General features: G+C 38.8%; 14 protein-coding genes and 1 other annotated feature (1 of these 15 cut by a window edge). Of the genes, 1 reads left to right on the top strand and 13 read right to left on the bottom strand.

Annotated elements, in window-relative coordinates:
* Positions 1–119 precede the first annotated feature (119 nt).
* On the top strand, positions 120–1,841 hold the full coding sequence (locus GMB86_RS08465; RefSeq protein ID WP_155218673.1) for an Rqc2 family fibronectin-binding protein: 1,722 nt from the start codon (positions 120–122) through the stop codon (positions 1,839–1,841).
* Positions 1,842–1,939: 98 nt separating this feature from the next.
* Here the strand turns inward: GMB86_RS08465 and pyrE are convergent, their stop codons facing one another.
* The 13 genes from pyrE to ileS form a co-directional block, all read right to left on the bottom strand.
* Positions 1,940–2,581, bottom strand: coding sequence for an orotate phosphoribosyltransferase (gene pyrE / locus GMB86_RS08460; protein WP_155218671.1), 642 nt, complete (start codon positions 2,579–2,581; stop codon positions 1,940–1,942).
* 4 nt (positions 2,582–2,585) lie between these two features.
* A complete protein-coding gene (gene pyrF / locus GMB86_RS08455; RefSeq protein ID WP_155218669.1) occupies positions 2,586–3,293 on the bottom strand; it encodes an orotidine-5'-phosphate decarboxylase in 708 nt (235 codons plus the stop codon).
* A complete protein-coding gene (locus GMB86_RS08450) occupies positions 3,287–4,198 on the bottom strand; it encodes a dihydroorotate dehydrogenase (protein WP_155218667.1) in 912 nt (303 codons plus the stop codon). The genes pyrF and GMB86_RS08450 overlap by 7 nt, the downstream gene beginning before the upstream one ends.
* Positions 4,192–4,974, bottom strand: a complete 783-nt coding sequence (locus tag GMB86_RS08445; RefSeq protein ID WP_155218665.1) for a dihydroorotate dehydrogenase electron transfer subunit — start codon at positions 4,972–4,974, stop codon at positions 4,192–4,194. The genes GMB86_RS08450 and GMB86_RS08445 overlap by 7 nt, the downstream gene beginning before the upstream one ends.
* A gap of 34 nt (positions 4,975–5,008) precedes the next feature.
* Positions 5,009–8,206 (bottom strand): carbamoyl-phosphate synthase large subunit, encoded by a 3,198-nt coding sequence (gene carB / locus GMB86_RS08440; RefSeq protein WP_155218663.1) that lies wholly within the window; start codon positions 8,204–8,206, stop codon positions 5,009–5,011.
* Positions 8,199–9,293, bottom strand: a complete 1,095-nt coding sequence (locus GMB86_RS08435) for a carbamoyl phosphate synthase small subunit (RefSeq protein ID WP_155218661.1) — start codon at positions 9,291–9,293, stop codon at positions 8,199–8,201. Before GMB86_RS08435 ends, carB begins: the two co-directional genes overlap by 8 nt.
* The gene (locus tag GMB86_RS08430) at positions 9,290–10,573 is read right to left on the bottom strand and encodes a dihydroorotase (RefSeq protein ID WP_329602831.1); all 1,284 of its coding nucleotides are present in this window, start codon (positions 10,571–10,573) and stop codon (positions 9,290–9,292) included. Before GMB86_RS08430 ends, GMB86_RS08435 begins: the two co-directional genes overlap by 4 nt.
* Positions 10,548–11,474, bottom strand: coding sequence for an aspartate carbamoyltransferase catalytic subunit (locus GMB86_RS08425; protein ID WP_155218659.1), 927 nt, complete (start codon positions 11,472–11,474; stop codon positions 10,548–10,550). Before GMB86_RS08425 ends, GMB86_RS08430 begins: the two co-directional genes overlap by 26 nt.
* A 152-nt stretch (positions 11,475–11,626) precedes the next feature.
* The gene (pyrR, locus tag GMB86_RS08420; RefSeq protein WP_155218657.1) at positions 11,627–12,157 is read right to left on the bottom strand and encodes a bifunctional pyr operon transcriptional regulator/uracil phosphoribosyltransferase PyrR; all 531 of its coding nucleotides are present in this window, start codon (positions 12,155–12,157) and stop codon (positions 11,627–11,629) included.
* 219 nt (positions 12,158–12,376) lie between these two features.
* Positions 12,377–13,291, bottom strand: a complete 915-nt coding sequence (locus tag GMB86_RS08415) for an RluA family pseudouridine synthase (RefSeq protein WP_155218655.1) — start codon at positions 13,289–13,291, stop codon at positions 12,377–12,379.
* Complete coding sequence (gene lspA / locus GMB86_RS08410; protein ID WP_155218653.1) at positions 13,275–13,748, bottom strand: signal peptidase II; 474 nt, start codon at positions 13,746–13,748, stop codon at positions 13,275–13,277. The genes GMB86_RS08415 and lspA overlap by 17 nt, the downstream gene beginning before the upstream one ends.
* 151 nt (positions 13,749–13,899) lie before the next feature.
* Positions 13,900–14,619, bottom strand: a complete 720-nt coding sequence (locus tag GMB86_RS08405) for a TraR/DksA C4-type zinc finger protein (RefSeq protein ID WP_155218651.1) — start codon at positions 14,617–14,619, stop codon at positions 13,900–13,902.
* Between the two features lie 79 nt (positions 14,620–14,698).
* Positions 14,699–17,455, bottom strand: coding sequence for an isoleucine--tRNA ligase (gene ileS / locus GMB86_RS08400; protein ID WP_155218649.1), 2,757 nt, complete (start codon positions 17,453–17,455; stop codon positions 14,699–14,701).
* 52 nt (positions 17,456–17,507) lie between these two features.
* Positions 17,508–17,541: a binding site (T-box leader), on the bottom strand; it runs 206 nt beyond the window's last position.

Raw genomic sequence — 17,541 nt, 5'->3', positions numbered from 1 at the left:
CATCTTTTTAGATAAATGACTATAAAATGACTCAGGTTAAATAAAATGCTATACTAAATAGACGTGTATTTTTATTATCATGATAAAATGCGCTTGGTATAGAAAGTGAGGAATCCAAAATGCCTTTTGATGGAATCGTTGTTCGTTCTGTCACACATGCTCTTCAAAAACTTGTTAGTGGTAGATTAACCAGAATTTATCAACCTAATCCATACGATCTTTTACTTCATATTCGTTCTAATGGAAAAAACCATAAACTATTAATATCCATAAATGCAAGTTTTGCTAGACTTCATTTAACAAAAGCGAGCTACGATAATCCTAAAGAACCGACGATGTTTTGTATGTTACTACGTAAACATCTTGAAGGTAGTTTTCTTGAAAGTTTCACACAAGTCGGTTGTGAAAGAATCATTCAAATGGATTTTCGTACGCGAAATGAACTCGGTGATATAACCATTAAACGATTGATTATAGAAATAATGGGACGACACAGTAATGTCGTTTTAATTGAAAAAGATAGAGGCCTGATTATTGATAGTATGAAACATATTTCTTCAAGCGTTAACCGCTATCGAACGATTTTACCTGGACAAGAATATGTTAATCCGCCAAGTCAAGAAAAAAAAGATCCACTAACCATGACGTCTGATGATCTCTTACGAAGCCTTGATTTTAATGCTGGAAAACTTGATCAACAATTGACTCAATCGATTACAGGCTTTTCACCACAGCTTTCGAAAGAGGTCCTATTTCGAGCTGGGCTTCCAAATCCAAAGGCGATTGTGTCAGCTTTTAAATCCATTCAAGATGATATTATTCATCATCATGATCACCCGCAAATCATTTATACAAAAGAAGGCAAAGATACTTTCCACATTATTGACTTAACCCATATTAATGGAAATAAATTAACATTTGATGATGTTAATGACATGTTGGATCAATATTATTTATTAAAAGCTGATAATGATCTTGTCAAACAACGTGCTGGCGACCTGAAGCATTTTATCTCAAACGAACTTAAGAAAAATCAGCTTAAAAGAAAGAAATTAGAAAAAACATTGAAGGCATCCAGCGAAGCCAAAACGTATCAACTGTATGGAGAATTGTTAACTGCCCATATGCATCTTATTCACAGGGGGGATAAATCGATTGAAGTGGTTAATTATTATGATGAAAATCAAGCAAAACTAACGATACCTCTAAACCCAAATCGAACCCCATCTGAAAATGCACAAGCTTTTTTTAAAAAATATACTAAAGCAAAAACGGCGAATACCGTCGTAAAAAAACAGATAGAATTGACGGTTAATGAAATTCAATATTTTGAAGGCCTATTGCAGCAAATCGACTCCGCCTCATTAAAAGATATCGAAGAAATACGTCTAGAACTTGAAGATGGTGGCTATTTAAAGAAGAGGAAACAAAAGAAATCGAATCGTAAACAGACAAAGCGTCAACGACCAGAGCTAGACCGTTATACTGCAACAGATGGTACTTCCATCCTTGTAGGGAAAAATAATATTCAAAACGATTATTTGACGATGAAAGTAGGTAAAAGTGACGAGATTTGGCTGCATACGAAAGATATCCCTGGTTCCCATGTCGTCATCCAAACGACAGACCCATCTGACGAAACCATTGAAGAAGCCGCATGTTTGGCTGCCTTCTATAGTAAGTCAAAATTATCGAGCCAAGTTCCTGTTGATTACACACAAATTAGGCATGTTAGAAAACCAAATGGCGCAAAACCTGGGTTTGTGATTTACGATCATCAAAAAACGCTCTATGTCACGCCCGATGAATCACTCGTCTTAAAATTAAAAAATGAAATGTAAGAAAGTTTAAAGCGACTGTCGTTAGTGACAGTCGCTTTCTCTTTCCTATTAACGTAAATTTACGGCAAGTAAAGACCCCCACTGATGGAAGTTTCACTTTATACTTGAAGCATCCAATCTTGATTTTCTGGATCTTTGTACCATTTTTTTAATGCTACTAACTGTTCATTAGTAATGACATTTTGCGTGAGTGCTTCTTCAATCAAAACTTCAAAATTTGTCAGTGTGTTAAGCTGTGTTTCTGCTGTTTTAAATTGTTGATCTGCCCTCGGTAATTGATAGGTAAAGATCGCAGCAACGCCTAATACTTCTGCATCAACGGCTTTAAGAGCATCAACAGCTTTTAAAACACTGCCTCCAGTAGAGATTAAATCTTCAATCACAACGACTTTTTGACCCGGTTTCACAAGACCTTCTATCTGTTTTTTCTTACCATGTGATTTCGCTGCACTACGAACATAGACCATCGGTAAATTCATTTCTTGTGCGATTAAAGCCGCGTGTGGAATGCCTGCAGTTGCCGTTCCAGCGATGACTTCTGCGTCAGGGTAATGATTTTTGATTAAATCGACAAATCCTGAAATAATCGCAGATCTAATGTCAGGATAGCTTAACGTTAGACGATTATCGCAATAAACAGGTGATTTAATACCAGAAGCCCACGTAAAGGGATCCTTAGGTTGTAAAATCACCGCTTGGATTTCTAGTAGATGTCGTGCAATTGTTTGAGAATGATTCATTTTATTAACGCCCCCATTGTTGTTGTACTTCTAAGTAGGCCTTCTCTGGATCCTCAGCTTGTGTAATACTTCGACCCACCACAATATAATCACTGCCAAGTTCACGAGCTTTGCTAGGCGTGGCTACTCTTTCTTGATCGTCTTGTTTATCGGACATGAGGCGAATCCCAGGCGTCACCGTCACAAAGGTTTCAGATGTTGCTTCTTTAACGAGACTCGCTTCCCAAGGTGAACATACTACGCCATCAATACCGCTTTCATAGGCAAGTTGACTATAGGCTTGAATGACCTCATTCATTGGTTTGTCAATTAATATTTCATGATGAAGCATATCGTCATTTGTACTTGTCAACTGAGTGACAGCGAGACAGATCGTTTTTTTACCATCCCTTGATCCTTCACTTAATCCTTTAACAGCTGCTCTCATCATAGCCGCACCACCAGCAGCATGAACGTTGACCATGTCTACACCAAGCTTGGCCAAACCCTTCATCGTACGATAGACAGTCGTCGGGATATCATGACATTTTAAATCAAGAAAGATACGATAATTCCGCTCTTTTAATTGCTTGATAATATCTGGTCCTTCTTGAAAAAAAAGTTCCATACCAACTTTTACGAAGGCGTTCGGTTGATTGACTCGTTTAAGTAACGAAAACATGTCATCTTTAGAAGAAACATCTAACGCAACAATGAGCTTATTGTTTAACATCTTCCCCAACTCCTCCCTCTTAATTCATCGATATGATCGACATTCATTTGTTTTAATTTTTCAGGGAGTTCTTTGATTATGTTTGGACAGCAAAACGGATCCACAAAGTTAGCCGTTCCTACCGCTACAGCACTTGCACCAGCTAAGAAAAATTCGATAACATCATCAGCATCTTGAATGCCTCCCATCCCAATAATTGGGATGTTCACGTTCTGACTTACTTCATAAATCATCCGAATAGCCACAGGTTTTATCGCAGGGCCGCTGAGACCTCCCGCTTTATTCGCTAAAATCGGTTTTTGTGTTTTTAAATTAATTCGCATTCCCATCAACGTATTAATCATCGATAAACCGTCTGCACCAGCTTCTTCAACCGCCTTTGCCATCCCAACAATATCACTAACGTTGGGGGATAATTTAACGTAAACCGGAACGTCCGATACGGCCTTTACTTTTTCAGTTAAATGAGCAGCAATTTCCGGAACTGTACCAAACGTAATGCCGCCTTCTTTTACGTTCGGGCAAGAAATATTCAATTCAAGGGCATTTACTCGTGGTGACTGTGACATTTTCTCTGCCGTATAAACATAATCATCGACTTGCTTACCAGCAATATTGGCTAGGATCGGTGTATCTATGCCTTCAAGATCTTTTAACTCATGATCTAAAATGTGCTCCACTCCCGGATTTTGTAACCCTATTGCATTGAGCATTCCAGCCGTTGTTTCAGCAACGCGAGGGGTGGGATTACCAAAACGAGCTTCTTTTGTTGCCGATTTTATTGCAATGGCCCCAAGGAGATTAAGATCAAAAAAATCACCATATTCCTTGCCGAAAGAAAAACACCCCGATGCTGGCATAACTGGATTTTTCATGTCTAATCCGGGCAGCTTAACGTTTAACATGATAATTTCACCTCTCCTGACTTAAATACAGGACCATCAGAACACACTTTACGATAGCCTTTTTCATCGTCTTCATCCACCGTATGGCAAACACAGGCCATACAAGCGCCAACCGCACATCCCATCCGCTCTTCAAGGGATAAATATAATGGTTTGTCTGAATAGCCGTTTTCAAGTGCAGCAAGCATGGGCGTCGGACCGCATGCATACATCACCTGGTAATTTAAATTTAATAGCTGGAGCGCATCAATCACCGTTCCTTTAAATTTAGATGAGCCATCATCCGTTACAATTACGGTCTTCCCAAGTTCTTCAAATTGTTTTTGATAAAAGGTATCCTCAAGTGTTCTAAATCCTAACACGTGAATGACCTTGATCCCTTTTTTACTAAGAGATTTTGATAACTCATAAAGCGGAGGGACACCAATGCCCCCGCCTACAAGAACAGCCGTTTCACCCTGATTTATGACATCAAGAGGAAAACCATGCCCCAAAGGGCCTAGTATTTCCAATCGGTCGCCTTGACTACGTAAAGATAATGTCTTTGTTCCAACTCCATCCACCCGATAAATTAAAGTCAATTCTTTGGTATTCCGATTAATTGAAGCAATACTGATGGGGCGTCTTAATAAGGGTAAAGTTCCATCAGATACTTTAATATGAACGAATTGTCCAGGTTCACGTATAAGATCCACCAAATCTCCTTGAACTGTCAATTCATATATTTTTGGTGCTATACAGGTGTTTTTTGTGATGAGCATTTTTTCATTTATCATCGTAGTCAAGCCTCCGTCTTCTTTCTGATGAATTTCACACTTTTGCAAAGGTAGGCATACTTTCAGCACTAAAAGCGAGTGACTCAAGTACACGAAGTAATGCTTCAACGGTATCAAGAGATGTCAAACATACAACGCCATTTTCGACTGACTCTCGTCGGATGCGGAATCCATCACGAGCCGGTCTTTTTCCTCTTGTTAAGGTATTTACAATAAATTGGGCCTCGCCATGGCGGATAACATCAAGCATATTCGGTGCATCGCCATCAATTTTATTTACAGTTGTAACAGGAATCTGATGTTCTCTAATAAAACGTGCGGTGCCTTCTGTAGCAAGCAGATTGTACCCAATATCATAGAAACGTTTGATCAGTGGTAAAGACTCTTCTTTGTCGTGATCGGCAATTGTGAATAAAACCGATCCATGTAAAGGAATCGACATGCCACTCGCAATAAGACCTTTATATAAGGCTTTCTCCAAAGTTATATCTCGACCCATAACTTCACCAGTTGATTTCATTTCAGGTCCAAGCGTAATATCAACACTGCGCAATTTGGCAAATGAGAAGACAGGCACTTTAACGGAAACTTCACGTTCTGGTTCTGGGTGGGCACCTGTTTTGTAACCAAGACCTTCTAGAGTTTCACCAAGAATGACATAAGTCGCTAATTTCGCCATTGGTACACCCGTTATTTTACTAATAAATGGTACCGTACGACTTGCTCTTGGGTTTACCTCGATGACATACACATTATTTTGATGAATAACAAATTGGATGTTTAGGAGTCCGACTATTTTAAGTCCACGTGCCAATTTTATGGTTGTTTCAATGATTTTGTCCTTTAATTCAACACTTAAACTTTGTGGAGGGTAAACCGCAATGGAGTCGCCTGAGTGAACACCTGCACGTTCAATATGTTCCATAATTCCAGGAATATAGACGGTTTCACCATCAGAAATGGCGTCTACTTCGATTTCCGTACCCACTAAATAACGATCAATGAGAACTGGATGATCAGGGTTTATTTTTACAGCATTTTTCATGTATCGCTCTAATTCTTCTTGTCGATAAACAATTTCCATTGCTCTTCCACCTAATACATAGGATGGTCTAACGAGAACAGGATAGCCAAGTGAATTGGCAATATCGATAGCCCCTTCAATCGAGAAGGCTGTTTTTCCAGCTGGACGGTCTATATTAAGATTTAAGAGCAGTTGTTCAAAACGATCTCTGTCTTCTGCCTGATCCATTGCATCAAGCGAAGTCCCTAGAATTTGTACGCCACGATTTGATAGTTCTTCAGCTAAATTTATCGCCGTTTGACCACCAAATTGAACGATGACACCTTTTGGTTTTTCAAGATCCACAACATGCATGACATCTTCAATCGTTAATGGCTCAACATATAGTTTGTCCGAGATACTGAAATCTGTGGAGACTGTTTCAGGGTTATTATTAATAATAATGGCTTCGTAGCCTTTCTCTTTAATGCCCCAAACTGTATGAACAGTCGCATAATCGAATTCTACGCCTTGACCAATTCGAATGGGACCCGAACCAAGGACAAGAACACTTTCTTTGTTAGACGTGATGGACTCATTTTCCTCTTCATAAGTGCTGTAATAGTAAGGTGTTTCCGACTCAAACTCACCCGAACATGTATCAACCATTTTATATACAGGAATCATTCCATTGTCTTTTCTTAAGGTATAAATATCACGTTCTGAAGCTCCCCAAATATCAGCGATGATGCTATCTGAAAATCCCATCCGTTTGGCCTTATATAAGGTATCTAGATCGTTTTTTGCCGTTTTTAGATGTTGTTCCATCTTGATGATATTTTCTATTTTCATTAGGAAGAAGCGATTAATTTTCGTAGGCTTCCAAATATCTTCTATGGAACTTCCACGCCTCATAAGTTCTGCAATGAAGAATAATCTACGGTCATCTGCTTTTTGAATTTTAGCCATTAATTCATCTGTAGAGAGTTCTTCACTCTCTTTCAAATGGAGGTGCATCGTATCCGTTTCCAGGGATCTAACCGCTTTTAAGATAGATTCCTCAAATGTGCGTCCAAGAGCTAAAACTTCACCAGTTGCCTTCATTTGTGTTCCTAGTTTTCGGTTGGCTGCATCAAATTTATCAAATGGCCATCTTGGTATCTTTGTTACAACATAATCTAATGAAGGCTCAAAGCTAGCATACGTCGAACCCGTTACAGCGTTTTTTATTTCATCTAAATGATAACCAGCAGCAATTTTCGCAGCTACTTTTGCAATAGGATACCCAGTCGCTTTCGACGCAAGGGCAGATGATCTGCTAACACGTGGATTAACTTCAATGATGTAATAATTATCACTATTAGGATCTAAAGCTAATTGTACGTTACATCCACCTTCAATTTTAAGAGCACGTACAATTTTTAATGAAACACTTCTCAGTCTTTGAATATCACGATCTGTTAAGGTTTGACATGGTGCAGTTACGATTGAGTCACCAGTGTGAATCCCTACTGGATCAATGTTTTCCATATGACAGACACTGATCGCCCCGTCATTGGCATCACGCATGACTTCATATTCAATTTCTTTGAATCCTGCAATGCTGCGCTCAATAAGAACTTGATGAACTGGGCTTTGTTTCAGACCATTTTCAACAATGACATTTAGTTCTTCTTCATTTTCTACAATACCGCCACCTGTTCCACCAAGTGTAAAGGCTGGTCTAATGATGACCGGATAGCCAATTTTTTCTACAAAGTGTTTGGCTTCTTCCAGACTCGTCACAATGTCACTTTCAGGAACGGGTTCACCAATCTCAAGCATTAAAGCTCTAAACTTCTCACGATCTTCCGCTTTATCAATACTTTCAAGATTTGTTCCTAGGAGTTGAACGTTTAGTTCATCGAGTATACCGGTACGATCGAGATCAATGGCCAAATTAAGTGCTGTTTGACCACCTAATGTCGCAAGCATTCCATCTGGACGTTCTTTACGAATAATTTTACTTACGAAAGAAACGGTTAGTGGTTCAATATAGACGCGATCTGCCATATCCGTATCAGTCATAATCGTTGCTGGATTTGAATTGATTAATATCACTTCATATCCTTCTTCTTTTAAAGATTGACAAGCCTGAGTCCCTGAGTAATCAAATTCAGCCGCTTGTCCGATCACAATTGGACCTGATCCGATGACGAGAATTTTCTTGATGTCTTGACGCTTAGGCAAATTGAACACCTGCTTTCTTAGTTTGTTCGATCATTTGTTGGAATTTATCAAACAATGGATTGCTGTCTTCTGGCCCTGGAGAAGCTTCAGGGTGGAATTGCACACTAAATGCTGGATAATCTCTATGTTTAAGTCCTTCGATTGTTTGGTCATTTATCGCAAGATGCGTAACAGATAATTGAGTGAGTTCTAATGATTTTTCATCAACAGTATAGCCATGATTTTGAGAAGTGAGCATGAATTGACCTGTTTCCAAATCTTTTACCGGGTGGTTAGATCCTCTGTGACCGAATCGCATTTTCTCTGTGTTAGCTCCGCATGCAAGAGCTAGTAATTGATGACCGAGACAGATTCCAAAAATCGGTGTTTTACCAAGAAGTTCTCTTACCATTTGGATCGCATCCGGTACCGATTTTGGATCTCCAGGTCCATTACTTAATATAACACCATCCGGTTGAAGGTTAAGAATTTCTTCAGCTCCTGTCGTTGCAGGAACGACGGTTATGTCAAAGCCACGTCGTACACACTCTCTAAGGATCCCTTTTTTCATCCCAAAATCGACGAGTACAATTCGGCGTCCTTGCCCAGGACTTGTATATGACATTTTGGTTGTTACTTGACTCACTTGATGCGTGGGGAGTTCCCATTTATTAAGCTCTTTCACGACTTCACTGGCATCCACATCCATTGAACAAATCTTTCCTCGTAATGTTCCGTATTCACGAATCATTTTTGTTAATTTCCGCGTATCAATTCCTTGAATCGCAGGAATATCATAGCTTTTTAGAAAAGCATCTAAGGATTGTTCACTGCGCCAATGTGAAGGTACATCTTGTGCTTCTCGAACAACAAGCCCCGAGATAAAGGGGGCTTTTGATTCGAAATCTGATCGGTTAATTCCGTAGTTTCCGATAAGAGGATAAGTCAATACAACAATTTGACCGAAGTATGATGGGTCCGTCATAATTTCTTGATAGCCCGTCATTCCTGTATTAAAAACAACTTCACCCTTCATACCATTTGAGCTGCCTAGTTGTTCTCCGACGAATACTGTTCCATTTTCTAAAATCAATTGTTGCTTACTCATTGTACTGTCACTCCTTCTTTCCATGCTAGCTGTCCTGAAACAAATGTCATGATTGGCCATCCAATACAATTCCATCCATCGAAAGGTGTATTTTTGCCTTTTGAGTAAAACTGGTTAACATCGATTTTTTGTTCTTTTTCTAAGTCAATAACAACGATATCTGCTTCTTTTCCAACTTCGATTTTTCCACAATCAAGGTTAAACGTTTTCGCTGGTTTGACCGTCATGAAAGAGAGAAGCTCTGTTAAGGTCATTCGTCCTTCTTTCACAAAATGGGTATACAATAATGGAAAGGCTGTTTCTGAACCAACAATGCCAAATGGCGCTTTTTCAATTGGTTTCGCTTTTTCACTTTCCGAATGCGGGGCATGGTCCGTTGCAATCATATCAATGGTTCCATCCATTAAACCTTCGATTAAAGCTTGATGATCTTCTTTACTACGAAGTGGCGGATTCATTTTGTAGTTGGTGTCAATCCCCGGTATATCCTCTTCAGTTAGCAGCATATGATGAGGTGTTACTTCTGCTGTTACATGAATACCGGCACGTTTGGCATCTCTGATCACACGAACGGATTCTTTCGTACTGACGTGGCATACATGATAATGAGCACCGGCTGCTTCTGCTAATAAAACATCTCTTGCAATTTGAGTGGCTTCACAAATATTTGGGATTCCTTTAATTCCATGTTCTCTTGCGAATTTTCCATCATGCACGACTCCACCATAAATGAGTGAATTATCTTCACAGTGAGCGACAACTGGGACGTTGCATTTTGCTGCAGCTTTCATCGCTTCGAACATCATCCCCGCTGTTTGAACACCGACACCATCGTCAGTAAGAGCAAATGTTCCGAGTTCTTTCAGTGCTTTTACATCCGTCAATACTTCACCTTTTAAATCCTGAGTAATGGCACCATAAGGAAGGACATGAACAACGGCATCTTCTTTAATTTTTTCAAGTAAAGCCTTCATACGCTCCGGACGATCAGGTACGGGTTTTGTGTTTGGCATGGCACATACTGTCGTAAAACCACCGCGAGCCGCTGCCTCTGTTCCTGTCTTGATTGTTTCTTTGTGCTCTCCGCCTGGTTCACGAAGATGGACATGAACATCGACAAATCCTGGTGAAACAATTTTACCTTCAACATCTATGATGTTAGCTCCGTCTTCTAATATATTATCTTCTATTTTGGTGATTTTCCCATCCTTTATGAGTATATCTTTTTGTTCTAATTGTCCGTTTATAAAAACCTTACCATTCTTTAATAAGTTCGCCACGATTCATTTCCCCTCTCTCTGTTTCAAGTGCCCATTCGAGAACAGCCATTCGGATCGCCACACCATTATGCATTTGTTTAAATATTCTCGAGTTTTCGCTTTCAACCAATTCATCTGCAATTTCAACGCCGCGATTAACAGGTGCTGGATGCATGATAATACTTCCTTTTTTCATCATTTCTGATCGTTTCAATGTTAAGCCATAAGCCTGATGATACTCTTCCTTAGTAAGATCTAATGTATGTTGATGTCTTTCATGTTGAATTCTTAGCATCATCACAACATCGGCTATACGAACAGCCTCATCCATTGGCATATAGTCACCTGGTAATTCCGGATTATGCCATTCTTTAGGACCAGAGAAAACGACCCTACATCCGAGACTTGTTAACACTTCCGCATCTGACCGAGCTACCCGGCTATGTCTTAAGTCACCAATTATGGCAACGGTCAATCCTTGAAACAAGATAAACTCTTGTCTTATTGTTAGGAGGTCAAGCAATGATTGAGTAGGATGATGCCCACTTCCATCCCCTGCATTAACGATATTCAATTTGATATTATTATGAATTAATTGATCGAAGTAATGATCATCTTTATGTCTTATAACAGCTATATCCGTTCCAATCTCTTCTAGCGTCCTGACTGTATCATACAACGTTTCGCCTTTAGTTGTACTAGATGTCTCAGATGTAAAGTTAAGTACTTGAAAGCCAAGTCTTTTCTCTGCCGTTTCAAAACTGAATCTCGTACGTGTACTAGGTTCAAAAAAAAGATTGGTTACGAGTATGGGTTTAGACTCTCTAAATTTCTTTTTATCTTTCTGAATTGATTCCGCGCGATCTAAAATCCATTCAATGTCTCTTGCAGATAAATCATTCATTGTTAACAGATTAGCCATTTAGTTAGCCTCCCAAATTTTATTCTTAACAAACAAAAAACCTCTTTATCATTTGTTTTGATAAAGAGGTTTTTTGGTATACACATGCACACCAAATTATGCCCCCTTATCAGTCTCTCGGTACTGCATTTAAAAGGGTGAATCGTTTAATTTTATTCTTCTATAAATACGCCATCTTCTTGATCGACTTCTTCGATATGAACCGCAATAATTTCCGATTTGGAAGTTGGAACATTTTTTCCGATGTAGTCCGGTCTTATCGGAAGTTCACGATGACCACGATCAATCAGGACTGCAAGTTGAATGCGTTCAGGTCGACCAATATCCATAATTGCTTCCATTGCTGCTCTAGCTGTTCTACCTGTGTAAAGAACATCATCAACTATAATGACGGTTTTATTCTCCACAGCTACTGGAATATGCGTCTCTTTTAATTCAGGCTCTAAACTTTTCTTTTTTACATCGTCTCGATAAAGGGTAATATCGATTTCGCCTACATTTAATTTTTGACCTTCAATTTGTTTAATTCGTTCAGCGAGCCTTTCCGCAATGAAGACACCACGCGTTTTCACTCCAGCTAATACAACGTGGTTTACACCTTTATTTCGTTCGATGATTTCATGGGATAAACGCGTTAACGCACGTCTTATTGCTTGTGCATCCATGATGCTTTTTTCTGCCATGGCTCGTCATCCTTTTTAAAATAATAAAACCTCTTGTCCATGTTAGGAAAGAGGTTGGTAATCTAAACTAAGATAAAAAGTATATTTTGGGCATTCATCCCAAACATATAACAGTATAGTTTACCTTCTTGGCCTCTCTGGACTCATAATTAAAGGTTTCAATTATTTGATTTTAAGTTCCTTTAAGCACGTTAAGTATCTCAAACTGGGGTACTAATGTCAATAGTTTGCTCTTAATTTTTTTAACTCTTTCTCCATGTCTTTAGGAAGTGGGGCCTTAAATATCATTTTCTCTTTACTTACCGGATGAACAAAGCCTAATTCAGCTGCATGCAGAGCTTGTCCTTTGATCCCTAATGTTTTTTTAGGTCCGTACTTTGGATCGCCAGCAACAGGATGGCCAATGTACGCCATATGGACCCGTATTTGATGTGTTCTTCCTGTTTCGAGTTTACAGGACACATAGGTATAGCCATCAAATCGTTCTTCAACATCAAAATGAGTTACCGCTTCACGGCTATGAAGTTTTGTAACAGCCATCTTTTTGCGGTCTGACTCAGCACGCCCTATTGGGGCATCAATGGTTCCTTCATCGTGTGTGATCACGCCATGAACAATCGCTTTATAAATTCGATGTGTCGTTTTCGCTTTTAATTGCTCTACGAGTGAATGGTGGGCTTCATCATTTTTAGCAATCATGATTAGCCCCGATGTATCTTTATCAATTCTGTGGACAATGCCGGGTCTGAGTACCCCATTAATTCCAGAGAGATCCTTGCAATGATACATCAGAGCATTGACCAATGTCCCATTAGGATGTCCTGGAGCTGGGTGTACAACCATTCCTCTTGGCTTGTTTACAACAAGAACAGAAGCATCTTCATATACGATGTCAAGCGGTATGTCCTCCGGTATGACATCAAGAGGTTCAGGATCAACAATCGTGATCATAATCTCATCATTTGGACTAATACGATAATTTGGCTTCACGGATTTCCCATTTACTTTAATACAGTTTGTCTTAATGAGTTCTTGAATACGACTTCGTGATTGATCAGGCAACGTTTGAGAAACCCACTTATCAAGCCTTTCTCCCTGTTCATCTTCACGAATAACCTTACTTAAAACTTCCATTTTTCTTCTCCTTCTTTTCTGTAATCAAAATATAAATAATGATAAGGACAACTCCAATGAAAAGAGAGGAATCAGCGACATTAAAAACCGGAAATTGGTAGGATCCAAAAACGGTATGTATAAAATCAACGACCTCACCCCTAAATAAACGGTCAAGAAAATTCCCTACTGTTCCTGCCAAAACAAATGCCAAGGCGAGCCCTAATAATGGACGAAACCTTCCGATTTTCTGCATATAATAGATCACAATAACGAGAACGACGAAGGTCACAATAAAAAAGAATAATCTTTGTCCTTCCAATATGCTCCAAGCTGCACCTTTATTTCGGATTGATGTAACGTATAGAAACTGTGGGATCATAGTTATACTTTGTCCAACATCCATATTTTTTACAATCATATATTTTGAAATTTGGTCGATACCTAAAACAATGAGTGCAAGAAGATAATATATCAAGAAACCGCCCCCCCTAAACTGACTTATCTCACTTCTAAAATTTTAGCATACCGGGTTATAATAGGCTATGTTAAATCTATTGTAAACAGCATAAACCAGTTTTAATTAAGAATATACCCTCCACTCTATCTTAGCAGTGGAGGGTTTTAAATCATTCATCGTAACCGAGATCCTCATCATCAACATCTAAATCTTCGGTAAAATACCCATGATCTCTTTTCATTTCTTTGTCATATTGGACATTTCGTAAAAATTGAACTTCCTCGTCACCATGATACCCGTCGATACCTGTTGCAAGGACAGCTTCAATATTTTCAACATATCCAACTTGATCGTTACTACTATCAATAATCGATGAATCATCGTATACCATGTCTATATCGTTATATGAAGCGACAATATCGTAAGCATTTTCCTCATCGTAGTCGAGTTTGTCTCCAAGAGTGCTTTCCGCATTTTCCAATAAAAAACTTTCATCAACAGGTCTTATATCACTGTGAACAGCCTGTTTTGCGGAAAGATCAACCGCTGTTCTTGCTGTTGGCAATGCTTTAAGTCTTGCATAGGGGATCTTTTTCCCTGTTTTTTCATCAATGCCGTACGTTCCGTTTTCTAACTTATCCAAGGCATGTTGTATTTCATTAAGTTCTCTCCGTGCTAAACGCTTAAGAGTAATGTCTTTTTCGCGTTCGTATAACTGTGTTCCAGAATCAGCAGGATGATTGTCATATTGCGATAATTCACCAGAAGCGTTATCATCCGCAAAGGCAATTTCTGTTCCAAATTCTTCATTTATATTAAGTGATTTTTCTATTTCAGCTTTTCGTTCGAATAATGATTTTTTTAAGTTTCGATAAGACCGCAACCGCATGAAAAACCCTCCTTATCCTTCGAACATCTCTTAGTGTTCATCAAATAAGGAGGTTTTAGACTAACTAAGTTTTTACAAATTAACCTTCATAATTCTCTTTTACAATAGCTGCACACGATGAACAGAGTGTTGGATGATCATGATCCTCTCCAACAGTTGGAGAAATAGTCCAACAACGTTCACATTTTTCACCTTCAGCAGGTTTTACAACAACAGCAACGTCTTGATATGACTCGCTTTCTGCTGGAGCATCGTCTAAGCTACCGCCAATATGGACTTCTGATACGATGAATAGTTTATCCAATTCTTTTGCATCCTTTAAAAAAGTTCCATATGCTTCACTTGGATATAATGTGACACCCGCTTCAAGTGATTTTCCAATAATTTTTGCGTTTCGAGCTTTTTCAAGTGATTTTAATACATCATTACGCAAGTCAACCAATTTATCCCATTTGTCCTTTAATTCAGGAGCATTATCAAATGTTTGAACTTCCGGCATATCTGTTAGTTGTACGTATCCTTCCGTTCCAGGAATGTAGCTCCAAACCTCTTCTGCAGTGTGCGGAATAATGGGTGATAATAATTTTGTAAGAGCTGTAATGGTATCATAAAGAACCGTTTGAGCTGATTTACGACGCAAGCTATTTTTCGGTTCAATATATAAAGTATCTTTTGCTATATCCATATAAAAGGCACTAAGATCTGTTGTGCAGTAGTTATGGATGGCATTATATACTGTTAAGAATTGGTATTGATCATATGCTGTTTTAACTTTTTCTACAAGATGATTCAATTTAATCATCATATATTGTTCAAGTTCAGGCATATCGTTATAATCTACTCGATCACTTGCCTCGAACCCATTTAAATTTCCAAGCATGAAGCGCATCGTATTACGAATTTTACGATATACTTCAGCCACTTGATTTAAAATTTCGTTAGATACCCTTGCATCCGCTTGATAATCAACTGAAGATACCCATAATCGAATGATATCGGCACCTAACTGTTTCATCACTTTAATTGGATCAATCACGTTTCCGACCGATTTACTCATTTTTTTACCTTCACCATCGAGTGCAAAGCCGTGGCTAAGGATTTGTTTGTATGGTGCTTTACCCGTGACTGCAACACTTGTTGATAGTGATGAGTTAAACCACCCACGATATTGGTCAGATCCTTCTAGATAGAGATCTGCCGGACGTCTAAGTTCCGGTCTTGATGCGAGTACCCCTTGATGGGATGATCCAGAATCAAACCATACATCCATAATGTCTGTTTCTTTTTTGAAAATACCATTTGGACTGTGTTCAGATGTAAATCCTTCAGGAAGAAGGTCTTTTGCTTCTCTTTCGAACCAAACATTAGAGCCATATTCCCTGAATAGGTTAGAAACATGATTAATCGTTTCATCTGTAATAATAGGTTCTCCATCTTCACCATAAAAGACAGGAATTGGCACGCCCCACGCTCTTTGTCTTGAAATACACCAATCTTCACGATCTCGGATCATATTAAAGAGTCTTGTTTCTCCCCATGATGGCACCCACTTAATTTCGTGGATTTCCTCAAGCATCTGATCCCGAATGGCTTTAATTGATGCAAACCATTGCTTCGTTGCACGGAAAATGACAGGTTTTTTTGTACGCCAGTCATGTGGATATGAGTGGGTAAAGAATTCAAGTTTAAGAAGAGCCCCAACTTCTTTTAACTTATCTGTAATTGGTTTATTTGCTTTATCATAGAATAGCCCTTCAAAACCAGGTGCTTCATGTGTGAGTACACCTTTTTCATCAACGGGACATAAAATGTCAAGACCATATTTTTTCCCAATAAAGAAGTCATCTTCACCATGACCAGGCGCTGTATGAACACATCCAGTACCTGCATCAAGAGTGACGTGGTCTCCAAGAATCATTAAGGAATCACGGTCATAGAAAGGGTGACAACAAACCACGTATTCTAAATCTTTCCCATTTATATTACGCAAGACCTTAGGATTTTCCCATTCCAATGTTTCCGTTAACGAATGGATTAAATCCTCTGCAACAACAAATTTACGATCCTTCACTTGGACAACACTATAAGTGAATTTAGGATTAACCGCAATACCAAGGTTTGATGGCATGGTCCAAGGTGTTGTTGTCCAAATAACGACTTCTTCATCTTGATGAAGCACATTTTTACCATCTTTCACTTTAAATGCAACATAAATTGATGGGGAACGTTTATCTTGATATTCAATCTCTGCTTCCGCTAAGGCAGATTCAGATGATGGAGACCAATAAATGGTTTTTTTATCCTTATAGATGTATCCTTTTTTGGCCATCTCACCAAATACTTTAATTTGTTCAGCTTCATAGTTTTTATCTAATGTGACATAAGGATGTTCCCAGTCACCACGAACCCCCAATTTCATAAATTGAGTTTTTTGATGTTCTACTTGTTTTAAAGCGTATTCCATGCATTTTTCTCGAAATTCAGCTACTGACATCTTTTTACGATTAACTCCTTTTTTTGTCAGAGCCTGTTCAATAGGCAACCCGTGTGTATCCCATCCTGGTACATAAGGAGCTCTGAAACCAGACATCGATTTATATCGGATAATCATATCTTTTAACACTTTATTTTCTGCATGACCTATATGGATATCACCATTAGCGTAAGGAGGGCCATCATGTAATACAAATAAAGGTCTTCCTTCCGTTCTATCTAGGGATTTCTTATACACTTGATCTGTTTTCCATTGTTCCTGCATTTTAGGTTCTTTATTTGGTAAATTACCTCGCATTGGAAAATCAGTTTTTGGCATGAGCAAGGTGTCTTTATAATTCATTTTTTCTTCCTCCACATCTTCACTGTAAAAATATAAAAAGGTCCCCCGCCCAAAAAGGGACGGAAGGACCGTGGTACCACCCTAAT

The sequence above is a fragment of the Terrilactibacillus tamarindi genome (genome assembly GCF_009718825.1).
GTDB lineage: Bacteria > Bacillota > Bacilli > Bacillales > Sporolactobacillaceae > Terrilactibacillus > Terrilactibacillus tamarindi.
Note: the sequence above shows the minus strand (reverse complement) of the source record. Positions and strands in the feature narration are given on the sequence as shown.